Annotated in this window: 14 protein-coding genes; all 14 read right to left on the bottom strand. The window is 55.9% G+C overall.

Annotated features, from left to right (window positions below):
* Positions 1-13: 13 nt before the first annotated feature.
* On the bottom strand, positions 14-472 hold the full coding sequence (locus A4E19_15835; protein ID OQW35926.1) for a hypothetical protein: 459 nt from the start codon (positions 470-472) through the stop codon (positions 14-16).
* 32 nt (positions 473-504) lie between these two features.
* A complete protein-coding gene (locus A4E19_15830; protein OQW35960.1) occupies positions 505-861 on the bottom strand; it encodes a hypothetical protein in 357 nt (118 codons plus the stop codon).
* Positions 862-928: 67 nt separating this feature from the next.
* Positions 929-1,687 (bottom strand): hypothetical protein, encoded by a 759-nt coding sequence (locus tag A4E19_15825; GenBank protein ID OQW35925.1) that lies wholly within the window; start codon positions 1,685-1,687, stop codon positions 929-931.
* A gap of 52 nt (positions 1,688-1,739) precedes the next feature.
* Positions 1,740-3,077: a magnesium transporter gene (locus A4E19_15820; protein OQW35959.1), complete on the bottom strand. Its 1,338-nt coding sequence runs from the start codon at positions 3,075-3,077 to the stop codon at positions 1,740-1,742.
* A 130-nt stretch (positions 3,078-3,207) separates the two neighbouring features.
* Positions 3,208-4,092, bottom strand: a complete 885-nt coding sequence (era, locus tag A4E19_15815; GenBank protein OQW35924.1) for a GTPase Era — start codon at positions 4,090-4,092, stop codon at positions 3,208-3,210.
* On the bottom strand, positions 4,089-4,448 hold the full coding sequence (locus A4E19_15810) for a hypothetical protein (protein ID OQW35923.1): 360 nt from the start codon (positions 4,446-4,448) through the stop codon (positions 4,089-4,091). The genes era and A4E19_15810 overlap by 4 nt, the downstream gene beginning before the upstream one ends.
* Before the next feature lie 27 nt (positions 4,449-4,475).
* On the bottom strand, positions 4,476-5,762 hold the full coding sequence (gene eno / locus A4E19_15805) for a phosphopyruvate hydratase (GenBank protein OQW35922.1): 1,287 nt from the start codon (positions 5,760-5,762) through the stop codon (positions 4,476-4,478).
* Between the two features lie 128 nt (positions 5,763-5,890).
* A complete protein-coding gene (locus A4E19_15800) occupies positions 5,891-7,318 on the bottom strand; it encodes an aspartyl/glutamyl-tRNA amidotransferase subunit B (protein OQW35921.1) in 1,428 nt (475 codons plus the stop codon).
* Positions 7,315-7,638, bottom strand: a complete 324-nt coding sequence (locus A4E19_15795; protein OQW35920.1) for a hypothetical protein — start codon at positions 7,636-7,638, stop codon at positions 7,315-7,317. The genes A4E19_15800 and A4E19_15795 overlap by 4 nt, the downstream gene beginning before the upstream one ends.
* The gene (locus A4E19_15790) at positions 7,628-8,035 is read right to left on the bottom strand and encodes a hypothetical protein (protein OQW35919.1); all 408 of its coding nucleotides are present in this window, start codon (positions 8,033-8,035) and stop codon (positions 7,628-7,630) included. The genes A4E19_15795 and A4E19_15790 overlap by 11 nt, the downstream gene beginning before the upstream one ends.
* Before the next feature lie 51 nt (positions 8,036-8,086).
* Complete coding sequence (gatA, locus tag A4E19_15785; GenBank protein OQW35918.1) at positions 8,087-9,553, bottom strand: aspartyl/glutamyl-tRNA amidotransferase subunit A; 1,467 nt, start codon at positions 9,551-9,553, stop codon at positions 8,087-8,089.
* 75 nt (positions 9,554-9,628) lie between these two features.
* A complete protein-coding gene (locus A4E19_15780; GenBank protein ID OQW35917.1) occupies positions 9,629-9,985 on the bottom strand; it encodes an aspartate 1-decarboxylase in 357 nt (118 codons plus the stop codon).
* A gap of 72 nt (positions 9,986-10,057) precedes the next feature.
* Positions 10,058-10,351 carry an asparaginyl/glutamyl-tRNA amidotransferase subunit C gene (gene gatC / locus A4E19_15775; GenBank protein ID OQW35916.1) on the bottom strand — a complete coding sequence of 98 codons (294 nt, stop codon included), beginning with the start codon at positions 10,349-10,351 and terminating at the stop codon, positions 10,058-10,060.
* 32 nt (positions 10,352-10,383) lie between these two features.
* Entirely contained in the window at positions 10,384-12,213 is a 1,830-nt protein-coding gene (locus tag A4E19_15770; protein OQW35915.1) for a glutamine--fructose-6-phosphate aminotransferase, read from the bottom strand.
* Positions 12,214-12,218 lie beyond the last annotated feature (5 nt).

The raw sequence follows: 12,218 nt of genomic DNA, 5'->3' as shown, positions 1-12,218 counted from the left end.
TTTGGTAGAAGACTTAGGGCCGAGGAGCTTCGTCAAGCCGGGTTTTGAATCGATCCTCATAGGCCCAGGATTTTGCAAGAGCTCGTAGCTCCTCAGCCTTGAGTTCTTCCTTGTAGGCAAGGCGATCATCGAGAAATACCAGAAGCCAGCCTCGGTCGGGATAAGCGAAATACACTCCTTCGCCTGCATGCACGCCAGCCTTCCACCCTTTCGGAGCCTCTCCTGTCCCCACACGAGATCGAGGAATAACACGGAAGTCCGGCATCACAAAAAAATAGCTAAACTCGCTATGATAAAGCGGAGGCTTCCCCCAGGCATTTACGACCGCCCTCGTGGTGATTTGATCCAATACGAGATTATTGGCTTGCACTAATTGTTCTTGCTGCTCCAGCGTCGGCATGCTCGCACAGCCTGCCATCAATGCGAGAACTCCAATACCACTCAGACACCGTATCGTTTTTATCATGGTCATTGCAGTAGTGGTAACCATGCGGTATCCTCGCCTTACATGAGCCGTCTGGATTTTATCTCAACCGGTTTCACCGGCTGACAAACGTCGCATTGGCACAACCTTCTTAGTAAGGAATAGGAATAGATACCGGTATCATGACCGTCGCTCCATTTGAACTGCAACGCGTAGCGTCCCACCGACTCGATGTCCTGGAGCATGATCAGGATGGGCACATCCTCGGCCTTAAGTCGCCGCTCGCCTGTCCACTCATCGACACAGGCCGCACAAGGGCACTGTTGCCGTAGATAGCGAACCGGATAGATTCCCTTGTGGCCATCGCTCCATTGAATCCCCAACACGCCCTTGTCGAGCCATTCCATATCCCGAGGCTCCAGAGCAACGGCCGCCATGATTTCACCTTTCATCGTATTGGACTCATTGTATTGGACTCATTGTATTGGACTCATTGCATCAGCCTCATCCTGGCGTGGCCACCGACAGGAAGTCAACCGGTGGCAGTCGCCGCCCGGCAACAACCGTGACGTACCCTTCAATCGCTTCCTCCACCTCAACCCGCACTTGCCCCACAGCTCGCAACCGCGTGAGTACGGTCGGCGCCAGCCGAATCGCTTGTTGGAGAAATAGCAGGCTGCCTCGTGAGAATGCGACACACCGAACTCGTTGACGTGCGGCACAGGCGAGGCACACGAGTCCTCCGGCGGTCGGAGAAAATTGAGGTTCCCCGACGAAATGTGTCTTCCCACAAGCGGCGCAATGGTCGGTCTGTGGACGGAACCCCGTCAATCCCAACAGTCTGATCTGAAACAGCAGCGCCGTAAAGGTTGGGTCTTCACTTCCATGAAGCGAGGTAAGGCCCTGCTCCAGAGTATCGAACAAGAGCGGGTCCGGGTCTCCATCCGGAGTGATCGCTGCAACAATGTTGACCATCCGCGCAGCCGAGGCCATCAAACAAAGGTCTTCCCGCAACACTTGAGACGACCGCGCGAGATCGACATGTGAAATCCGAAACAAGGAATCCCCGGGTTTCTCAAAGAGATTCAGCCGGCACACGCTGAATGGTTCGAGCGCAGCCCCGAAGCGGCTCTTCTGACGGCGGGCACCACGAGCGACGCCTCGAATCTTTCCCAGTTCCCTGGAATACAAGGTGACGATTCTGTCGGCGTCGCCCCACTTGCGGCTCCGCAAAATGATGGCCGTCGTCTTTACCAGAGGCACGGCTCTCTCCACTTCCACTCGTAAGAGAAGCAGGGCAACGCAACGGCTTGCGTCACCGGAGATACTCCAAGAACAGGGTGGCCAAAGTCAGGTAGATTGTGATACCGGTGATGTCGTTCGCCGTCGTAACGAATGGGCCGGCCGCGACGGCCGGATCGACCCCGACACGTTTGAGAAGAATCGGCATAATCGTCGCCATACTGGTCGACACTAAAAATGCGATGATCAGCGAAGCTCCGACAACCATGCCCAAAAAGCCTTGATGCAAGACCCAGGCGACGAGTGTCAATGTCACACCACAGGCCAGCCCCATAACCAAGCCGATCTTCGCTTCACGAAAGAAGACAGGCCATACATGGGTGAGCTCGACGGAACCGGTGGCCAACCCACGAATAATCAACGTCGAGGATTGCAGTCCCACATTCCCGCCCATCGCCGCAATCACAGGAATAAAACTCACGATTGCCACAACTTCCTGGAGCGTATAACGGAAATACCAGAGGATCGCGCCAGACAGGAGACTGCCGACTAAGTTGGTGAAGAGCCACGGCAGCCGTAGTTTCGCCGAGCCGATACTCGATGATTTCGAGCCCGTGTCTTCCTCAATCGCCCCGGCCATCTTCAACATGTCTTCGGTCGCTTCTTCTCGGATGACATCCACAACGTCATCGACCGTAATGATACCCACGAGTTTGCCGTCCCGTTCTACAACGGGAATAGCCAGCAAGTTATAACTGGCCACCTGGCGCGCGACCTCCTCTTGATCCATGTCGATTGCGACACTCATGACCTCTCGGGTCATGATATTTTTCAGGGGGGTCGTCGGCGGAACGGTGATGAGCTGACGGAGCGACAGAACACCGACCAGATGATCGTCCTTGTCGGTTACGTAAATGTAAAATACCATTTCCGCATCGGTGGCTTGCTGTAACCGACGGATCGCTTCCTGTGCCGTGGCATCCTCCGGCAGGGAGAAGAACTCCGTGGTCATAATCGCGCCCGCCGTATCTTTCGGATATTTGAGGATATCGGCGACTTCAGTCGAATCCTCGGTCTTCATCAACGCGAGGATTTCCTTACCGCGCTCTTCAGGAAGGAATCCGAGAATGTACGCCACGTCGTCCGGACCGAGATCTTTCAAGAGCCACGCGATGTCGGAATGCAACAGGTCCGCGAGTACTTGCTGGATACTTTCGCCGTCGAGTTCACTGAGGACTTGCCCGCGTTTGCCTTCCCCTCGCACCAACTCGAAGATCTCCCGCTTTTCCTTCGGTGAGGAGAGATGGGTTACGACTTTGGCGATGTCCGCGGGATGCATGCGCCCCAACATCTTGGAGAGATTCGTGATGGCTCCACGTCGCAGCAATTTCTGCACGGATTGGATCACGATGTCTGACTTCGTCTGTCCTCGTTCGGTCTGATCACGCAAAATTTCGCGCAGCACGTCCCGTTCGGACGGACGAGGTCGTTGATCCGGTATCCGCGGCTCTATCGGTCCTTCCGCCTGCATGCCTGTTCCGTTAGTACCCCAATTGCACCAAGGTTTGTTCGTCCTCGCGCCACGCCTTTTTCACCTTCACCCACAGTTCAAGGAACACTTTCATGCCGAATAGCCGTTCCATGTCCAATCTGGCTTGCATACCGATCGATTTCAACCGCTCTCCTCGTTTGCCTATCAAGATGCCTTTCTGCGTCTCTCGCTCCACCAAAATCGACGCTCGAATCTTCGCCAATTTCCCTTGCTCGACGAACTCGTCAATCTCGACCGCCACCGCGTGCGGCACCTCTTCCTCCGTCTCTTGCAGCACCTTCTCACGGATCATCTCCGCCGCTAACGCCCGCATGGTCTGGTCGGTTACGACATCGTCACCGTAGGCCCCTTCTCCGGACGGAAGATAGGGGACCGTCACGGCCAACAACCGGTCGATGTTTTCGTCGGCTTTGGCAGAAACCGGCACGATTTCCGTCCACGCAAAGAGCCTGCCATACCGGTCAAGAATCGGAAGCAATTTCTGCTTGTTCACAAGATCGATCTTCGTGACGACAAGGATGGCCGGACGCGGCTGTTTAGCCAATGCCTCCTTCATATGCGTAATGGCAGCCAAATCTCCGGGGCCCGGCAGACTCGTTCCGTCCATGAGCATGTACAACAGATCCGCATCTTCTAAAGTTTCCACGGCAGTACGCATCATTCGGCGATTCAGCATGTGCGCGGGCTTATGCAGCCCAGGCGTATCCAGAAAGGCAATCTGTGCTCCATCCACGTGCAGGACGCCCATAATACGGGTCCTTGTGGTCTGGGGCTTATTCGAGACAATCGAGATTTTTTCGCCCAGGAGGCAATTGAGCAGCGTCGACTTGCCGACGTTGGACCGGCCGATGATGGCCACCGTTCCGAACTTCATGGTTTTGAGTTGGGTTCAGGTCTTTTCTCGGGGTCCGGCACCAGTTGATACACCGTTTCTCCCTTACGCACATAGCCCAGTTGCTCTCGAGCCAATTGCTCGATTTTGGCGGGGTCATGTTGGAGACGAGTAATATCCTGCTGCAAGGCCATATTCTCTCGGCGTAAAGCCGAGAGCTCGTGCTCCAGATCTTTGGCATAATCACGCATCGAGAGATAGCGCGTCAGGCCCATTTCTCCGGAAAACAAGGCCACGAATAACCACGCACAACCGCCGGCGCCGATCACCTGAGTGAGGATCAGTACGCGTTGTCGCCATTCCAGCCACTGCCGTCCACGATTCCGTTTGATAATCATCTATCTCATCCGCCTACGATAAACCGGTCAGGCCCCGGCCTGCACTGCCTCTCGACCACGATAGAGCGCCATGGGGCCCAACTCTTCTTCGATTCTGAGCAGTTGGTTGTACTTTGCCACACGATCCGTTCGAGACAAGGATCCCGTCTTGATCAATCCACTGTTGGTCGCCACCGCCACGTCCGCAATCGTGGTGTCTTCCGTCTCGCCGGACCGGTGTGAAATGATCGCCGTATAGCCGGAACGCTTCGCCAATTCGATCGCATCCAAGGTTTCCGTCAGGGTTCCGATCTGATTGAGCTTGATCAGGATCGAATTCCCGATTCCTTCCTTGATGCCTTTTGAAAAGATTTCGACGTTCGTGACGAAGATGTCATCCCCGACGAGCTGCACCCTGTTGCCCAACTTCTCGGTGAGGATCTTCCAACCCTTCCAATCCAATTCGCTCAACCCGTCTTCGATCGACAGAATCGGATAACGATCCAGCAGCTTGCCATAGTAGCCGATCATTTCCTCGGACGAACGTTCGGGGTTCTTTTCCGCTTCGAGCACATACCGTCCCTTGTCGTAGAGCTCGCTCGCCGCGCAGTCCAACGCCAAGGCGATATCCAGACCCACCTTATAGCCGGCATCTTCTATTGATTGTGCGATCAGGCCCAACGCCTCCTCGTTCGATTTCAGATCCGGGGCGAACCCACCTTCATCCCCCACGGCCGTGTTGAGACCCTTCTTCTTCAAGAGGGCTTTCAACGAATGAAAGACTTCCGTTGCCATGCGGAGGGCTTCGCTGAACCGGCTCGCACCGACCGGCATGATCATGAACTCTTGGAGGTCCAAGCGGTTATCGGCATGGGCCCCGCCGTTGATGATATTCATGAGTGGCACCGGAAGCACGCGAGCATTGGCCCCACCGAGATAACGATAGAGCGGCTGCCCTGTTTCATTCGCCGACGCCTTTGCAACGGCTAACGAGACACCCAAGATCGCGTTGGCCCCGAGCTTACCTTTGGTTTTCGTTCCGTCCAACGCGATCATGGCTCGATCGATGCCGGCCTGATCGAATGCTTCCTTCCCGAGCAGTTCGGGGGCGATGACCTTGCTGATATTCGCAACCGCCTTGGAAACACCCTTTCCCATCCACCGCTTCTTGTCGCCGTCGCGGAGTTCGATCGCTTCTTTTTCCCCCGTTGACGCACCGGATGGAACGGCTGCCCGCCCCTTTGCACCGCTTTCGAGCGTGACTTCCGCTTCAATCGTCGGGTTGCCGCGTGAATCGATAATCTGCCTGCCCTTGATTTCTCGAATGGCGCTCATGGTCACTCCGCTCCAGTTGGCTGACAATCAAATGATCAATGACTGTTTACGCTGCCTTTTGAGTATAGAGATGTCGACGGATGGGTAGCGAAACGAAGACGAAGGGGCTGGCCGACGATGGCCCACCATCATCCCAATTTCTTCTTCAGCAACTCGTTCACCTTCCCAGGATTGGCCTTGCCCCCGCTCGCCTTCATCACCTGCCCGACGAGAAAACCCAATACCTGTTGTTTCCCTTCCTTGAACTGCGCCACTTGGGCTGGATGCTTGCTCAATACCTCATCGACGATCTTCACCAGCGCCCCTTCGTCGGAGACCTGGGTCAGCCCCTTTTCCTGCACAATCTGTTCGGGCGTCTTCCCACTGCTATAGAGTTCCGGAAAGATTTCACGGGCGACCTTTAAACTGACGATCCCCTTGTCCACCATCTTCAAGAGACTCACCAGCCGTTCAGGCGTGACAGGTGACGCTGAAATGTCTGTTCCAATGTTGTTCAACTCTCTCATCAACTCCCCCATCACCCAATTACTCACCGTCTTCGGTTGATCGAAGAGCTTCACGGTGGACTCAAAGTAGTCTGCTATGCCTTTCGATCCCGTCAAGATAGTGGCGTCATATTCGGACAACCCATAGTCCGACATGAATCGCTTCGTCCGCACGGTCGGCAATTCCGGCAGGCCAGCACGGAATCCTTCGATCCACTCCTTGTCCAACTTCAACGGCACCAAGTCCGGATCCGGGAAGTAGCGGTAGTCATGGGCTTCTTCTTTGGAACGCATCACCGCCGTTTCACCACGTTCGATGTTCCAGAGCCTCGTTTCCTGACGAATCTTGCCTCTCTCGTTCAACACTTTGGTCTGCCGTTTGATCTCGTACTCGATCGCATCCTTCACATACTTGAAGGAATTGATGTTTTTCAGCTCGACCTTCGTCCCAAACTCCTTTTGCCCCGACGGACGCAGCGACAAATTGGGCTCGCATCGGAAACTTCCTTCCTCCATGTTCCCGTCGCAGACGTCGAGGTACATTAAGATTTCCCGCAGCCCTTTGAGGTAAGCCACCACTTCCTCGGCCGAACGCATGTCCGGCTCCGTCACGATTTCCAACAGCGGTGTGCCGGCACGGTTCAAATCAACCCGGCTCCCACTGGTGCCGGTCTCATGGATGTTTTTCCCGGCATCTTCCTCCAAATGCGCGCGCCGGATGCGGATCCGCTTTGTCCCGCCGCCATCATGAATCTCGATCCACCCATGCTGGCAAATCGGGAACTCATATTGCGAAATTTGATAACCTTTCGGTAAGTCCGGATAAAAATAATTCTTTCTCGCGAATCGATTGTTCGCCGTGATCGTACAGTTCAACGCCAAGCCCGCACGAACCGCCATTTCGACCGCCGTTCGGTTGACGACGGGCAAGCTCCCGGGCAGACCGAGACACACGGGGCAGGTTTGGCTGTTCGCCGACAGACCGAAGGTCGTGCCGCATCCGCAGAACATCTTGGAGTTGGTCCGCAGTTGTGCGTGGACCTCCACCCCGATGACCGTCTCGAAACTCATCCTCGATCCTGTCCCTCACCTTGAAAACGACCACGTTCGCGTTTGACGGCCTCCCGCCCGGCATCAAACGCCTCTCGCAAAACCGACCGCTTCGATTCGACAAACTCCTTGCCCTGATCGACGACCTCTTCAAAGGCTTCACCGGCTCGTCCGGCCAAGTCCCGAAGATCATGTTCCGCACGACGGGCATAGCCCCGGAGTTGGTCACGCGATTCGCTCCCTGATTGAGGCGCCATCAACAGTCCCATCACAGCCCCCATCGCCGCACCGCTCAGAAACGCCAAAAAGACCGCTGCCGACGTACCCCGTTCATCCGCCATTGTGTGTCCCTCCTTCATGTCTCATGCGTTCGCGCACGACGTGGGTGGCCGCCTTGAAGCCCGCCACCATGCTGGCCACATTGCTCAAGAGCGTGCCACTCGACCCACGGACAATATTATGAACCTGCTGCACGGACTCGCCCACTTCACCGACCGCGTGCAGCAACACCGCTGCATGTTCGACACCCTCACGTGCCTGATTCGTCACTTCGTTCAGATTCTGGCTTACCGCACGCAATTCAGCCACCAAGGCCGGCATCTCTACGTTCATCTTGGCCAGCAGCTGTTCGGACTCAGCCACCGTTTTGCGGACTTGCATCAGGACCGGGACCAGATACCCGACCATTACGGCGAATGCCACGGCTACAAGAAGCCCAGCGATTTCGACGATTGTCATTGTTGCCACTCCTTCGGATCGTTCATTCGTACCCTTGCGGCACCCGATGCCTTACCGTAATGTCGGTTTCTTGAGATACCATTGCGTTGATCGCTCATAGGCACGCGCGGCTCGAAATATCGTCTCTTCCTCGAATGCGCGTCCGATCAACTGCAGGCCGATCGGAAGTCCCTCCTTGCTGAACCCGCAAGGCAACGCGATCGCCGGTAACCCGGCCAGATTCACTGAGATCGTGAAAATGTCGGAAAGATACATTTGCAAGGGGTCTTCGCTTTTTTCTCCCAATCTGAAAGCCGGAGTCGGTGTCGCAGGAGTCACGATCAGGTCCACCTCTTTGAACGCGGCGTCGAACTCTTGGCAGATCAACGTTCGCACGGCCTGGGCTTTCCCATAATAGGCATCATAATACCCGGCGCTGAGCACATAGGTCCCCAGCATGATCCGCCGCTTCACTTCCGGTCCGAATCCCTCCTGCCGGGTCTTCATGTAGAGTTCGAGAAGATCCTTGGTTTCCTTTGCACGAAAACCGTACTTCACCCCGTCGAAGCGGGCGAGATTCGAGCTGGCTTCGGCCGTCGCGATGACATAGTACACGGCCACAGCCGCATCCGTTCTCGGCAGACGGATTTCCCTGATTTGCGCCCCAAGATTCTTCAACTCGCCGATGGCCGCTCTCACCGCCTGTTCGACCTCTGGATCGAGTCCTTCGGTAAAAAATTCAGCCGGCACGCCGAGCTTCAGATTTTTGAGATCGAGTTTTTGCAGCGCCTTCATGTAGTCCGGTACAGGACGATCGACAGACGTGGAATCCATTGGATCATGCCCTGCGATCGCTTGCAGAAGAAATGCCGCGTCGGATACGTCCTTCGTGATCGGCCCGATTTGATCCAGCGAAGAGGCGAATGCCACCAACCCGTACCGCGAGACTCGTCCGTAGGTGGGTTTCAGTCCCACCACACCGCAGAAGGCCGCCGGCTGCCTGATGGAGCCACCCGTGTCCGAGCCGAGCGCCGCCACACATTCTTCCGCCGCCACCGCGGCCGCAGACCCTCCACTTGATCCCCCGGGCACACAATGCACATTCCAGGGATTCCGGCTGGGGCCGAACGCGGAGTTTTCAGTCGAAGACCCCATCGCGAATTCATCCAGATTCGTCTTGCCCAACAAGATGTAGTCTTGCGCACGCAACTTGGCAACGACTGTTGCATCATACGGCGGCACAAAATGCTGCAACATCCGAGAGCTGCATGTCGTCGGCACGCCGTTCGTACAGATATTGTCCTTGACGGCCAGAGGCATTCCAGTGAGCGGCTTGGTTTTTCTCCATTCCTTGAGCTTTCGATCCAAGGCCTCGGCCTGCAGGAACGCCGTCTCTTTCGCATAGGTGACGAAGGCTTTGACCTTGGGCTCAACCTGGCTGATACGCAAGGCGTAAGCGCGCACGATCTCCGCCGCCGTCACGTCTCCGGTTTTGAATTGTTGCTGAAGCTCACAGAGGGTCAATTTATGAAGGGACATGGATCTCTCGCTACCGACGGGTGAGATGAAGGCGGACCGACACGAGACTTCATCGGTCTGGCTGGCCGTGGCTTGTCAGCTCACCGTCACAATCCGATTTTTTTCATTCACTCGAACGATCTTAGGTGCGTGCTTTTTGATCTCTTCTTCTCCGTAATACTCATAACAAAAGATGATAATCTGATCTCCGACCGCCGCTTTTCTTGCGGTGGGCCCATTCAAAATGATCTCCCCTTTACCTCGCGTCCCGTTGATCGCATAGGTCATGAATCGTTCGCCGTTATTCAGATTCGAGCAGACAATCGCCTCATAAGGGAGGATCCCGGCCGCTTCCATCAGGTCTTGATCGATGGTCAGGCTGCCTTCGTACTCAAGATGGGCGCCCGTGACTGTGGCACGATGAATTTTCGAACGTAGCATTTGTCGAAACATCTATCATCCCGTTATTCGTCACTCGCCGCCCATCATTCACTGCTCTCAACGAACGAGGTGGATGCCTGACGATTAACGCTCCTCTAGAATTTTGGGCACAACAAAGCCGTCTCCTTCACGCTCCGGCGCGTTCGCCAACGCCTTTTCCGAAGACAGCGACGGACATACGACATCTTCGCGAAATACATTCACCTGCCCCATGATCGTCGCGGTCGGCTCGATCCCCGCCGTGTCGTACCGGTTCAGCGTATCGACATGGGTCAGAATCTGGGTCAACTGTTTGGCAAAGGTCTCCTTCTCGGCAGCCGTGACCGCCAATCGCGCCAGCTGCGCCACCTTTTCTACATCGTGCTGCGTAATCTCCATCGCTTTTTTCCACTTCCCTTCAGCCGTTGTGCCTATTCCACGGTGACGCTCTTCGCCAGATTTCTGGGTTGATCCACGTCCGCTCCTCTCAGCACTGCAATATGATACGCCAGCAGCTGCAGCGGGATCGTGAACAGAATGGGCGAGATCAACGAATGGGTATCGGGAATGGTAAACACCGCATCGGCGATTTTACCGAGTTCCCGCTCACCTTCGGCCACAAAGGCAATCACCGGCGCGTGTCGGGCTTTCACCTCCATGAGGTTGCTGACCGTTTTGTCGTACAGTCGATCCCGAGGCGCCAGAACCACGACCGGCATATCCTTGTCGATCAATGCGATGGGGCCGTGTTTCATCTCGCCCGCCGCGTACCCCTCGGCATGGATGTAGGAAATTTCCTTGAGCTTCAGCGAGCCTTCCAAGGCGATCGGATAGTTGATGCCGCGCCCCAAGAACAGAAAGTTCCGTTTCTTGTAATACCGCTTGGCGATCGCCACGATTTCGGCTTCCCGCTGCAGCACACGCTCCACCAGCACCGGCAACTTCACCAACCGGTCGAGCCAGGCCTTTCCGTCCGCTACCTTCATCACATTACGAACTCGAGCAAAATGCAAGGCCAGCAAGTACAGCGCGGTGAGTTGCGCGGTGAATGCTTTGGTCGAGGCCACCCCAATCTCTGGCCCGCAGTGAGTGTAGAGCACTCCGTCCGACTCACGCGCCAACGTGCTGCCGACGACGTTGACGATGGAGACGACGCGTGCGCCCTTTTGCTTCGCCTCTCGCGCGGCAGCCAGTGTATCGGCCGTCTCTCCGGATTGAGAAATCGTGATGAACAAGTCATTTTTCCCGACGAGCGGATCGCGATACCGAAACTCGCTGCCGATGTCCACCTGAACCGGGGCACGGACCATTTCTTCAAACAGATACTTTCCCACTTGTCCGGCATGCCAGGACGTTCCGCAGGCGACGATCCAGATCCGCTCAACCGCGGCGAATTCTTTTGGCGTCAGGCCGATGTCCGGCAGATCCGCCTCCCCGGTCTCATAGGAATATCGACCACGCATGGTATCAAGAATCGTTTGCGGCTGTTCATGGATCTCTTTCAGCATGAAGTGGGGATATCCGCTTTTCTCCGCCGCCGAGGCATCCCAGGTGATCGTGGAGGACTTACGCGAGACGGCATGGCCCTCGCCGTCCGTAATGTCCACGCAGTGTTGGGTCACGACCGCGACATCCCCTTCCTCGAGATACGTCACTTCTCGCGTATGCGCGAGCATCGCCATGACGTCCGAGGCCACATAGGACGCGTGCTTGGTCCGACCGACGACCAACGGGCAACCTGACCGTGCGGCGATCAACGTGCCGGGTTCCCGTTCCGAGATGACGGCCAATGCATAGCTGCCTCTGACGTCTTTCGTCGCCAGCCGCACGGCATCGGCCAGCTTGTTTTCGCGCTGAAGATACTTATCGATCAAATGGGCGACGACTTCCGTATCGGTTTCCGATTGGAATTTGTAACCGTCTTTTTGCAATTGCTGCTTCAGCTCCTGATAGTTTTCGATGATCCCGTTGTGCACCAGCACGCATCCTTTCGACCGATGCGGATGGGCATTCTGTTCGGAAGGTTTCCCATGAGTGGCCCACCGAGTATGGCCGATTCCGACCGTTCCGGTAAGTTCGTTGGCTTTGAGCGAATTTTGAAGGTTGATCAGCTTGCCCACGCTCCGCCTGACGGCGATCTTTTCTCCCTGCATGACCGCGACACCGGAGGAATCGTACCCACGATACTCCAACTTCGCCAATCCTCCGATGAGAATCGGAACCGCATCTTGGTTGCCGACGTATCCGATGATTCCACACATGACGT

Source organism: Nitrospira sp. SG-bin1, assembly GCA_002083365.1.
Taxonomy (GTDB): Bacteria; Nitrospirota; Nitrospiria; order Nitrospirales; family Nitrospiraceae; genus Nitrospira_D.
This window is presented reverse-complemented; position numbering and strand designations above follow the sequence as displayed.

Excerpts from the sequence above, each read along its gene's own strand:
- A4E19_15835 (OQW35926.1), bottom strand. The coding sequence starts at position 472 with ATGACCATGATAAAAACGATACGGTGTCTGAGTGGTATTGGAGTTCTC.
- A4E19_15830 (OQW35960.1), bottom strand. The coding sequence starts at position 861 with ATGGCGGCCGTTGCTCTGGAGCCTCGGGATATGGAATGGCTCGACAAG.
- era (OQW35924.1), bottom strand. The coding sequence starts at position 4,092 with ATGAAGTTCGGAACGGTGGCCATCATCGGCCGGTCCAACGTCGGCAAG.
- A4E19_15810 (OQW35923.1), bottom strand. The coding sequence starts at position 4,448 with ATGATTATCAAACGGAATCGTGGACGGCAGTGGCTGGAATGGCGACAA.
- eno (OQW35922.1), bottom strand. The coding sequence starts at position 5,762 with ATGAGCGCCATTCGAGAAATCAAGGGCAGGCAGATTATCGATTCACGC.
- A4E19_15800 (OQW35921.1), bottom strand. The coding sequence starts at position 7,318 with ATGAGTTTCGAGACGGTCATCGGGGTGGAGGTCCACGCACAACTGCGG.
- A4E19_15795 (OQW35920.1), bottom strand. The coding sequence starts at position 7,638 with ATGGCGGATGAACGGGGTACGTCGGCAGCGGTCTTTTTGGCGTTTCTG.
- A4E19_15790 (OQW35919.1), bottom strand. The coding sequence starts at position 8,035 with ATGACAATCGTCGAAATCGCTGGGCTTCTTGTAGCCGTGGCATTCGCC.
- gatA (OQW35918.1), bottom strand. The coding sequence starts at position 9,553 with ATGTCCCTTCATAAATTGACCCTCTGTGAGCTTCAGCAACAATTCAAA.
- A4E19_15780 (OQW35917.1), bottom strand. The coding sequence starts at position 9,985 with ATGTTTCGACAAATGCTACGTTCGAAAATTCATCGTGCCACAGTCACG.
- gatC (OQW35916.1), bottom strand. The coding sequence starts at position 10,351 with ATGGAGATTACGCAGCACGATGTAGAAAAGGTGGCGCAGCTGGCGCGA.
- A4E19_15770 (OQW35915.1), bottom strand. The coding sequence starts at position 12,213 with ATGTGTGGAATCATCGGATACGTCGGCAACCAAGATGCGGTTCCGATT.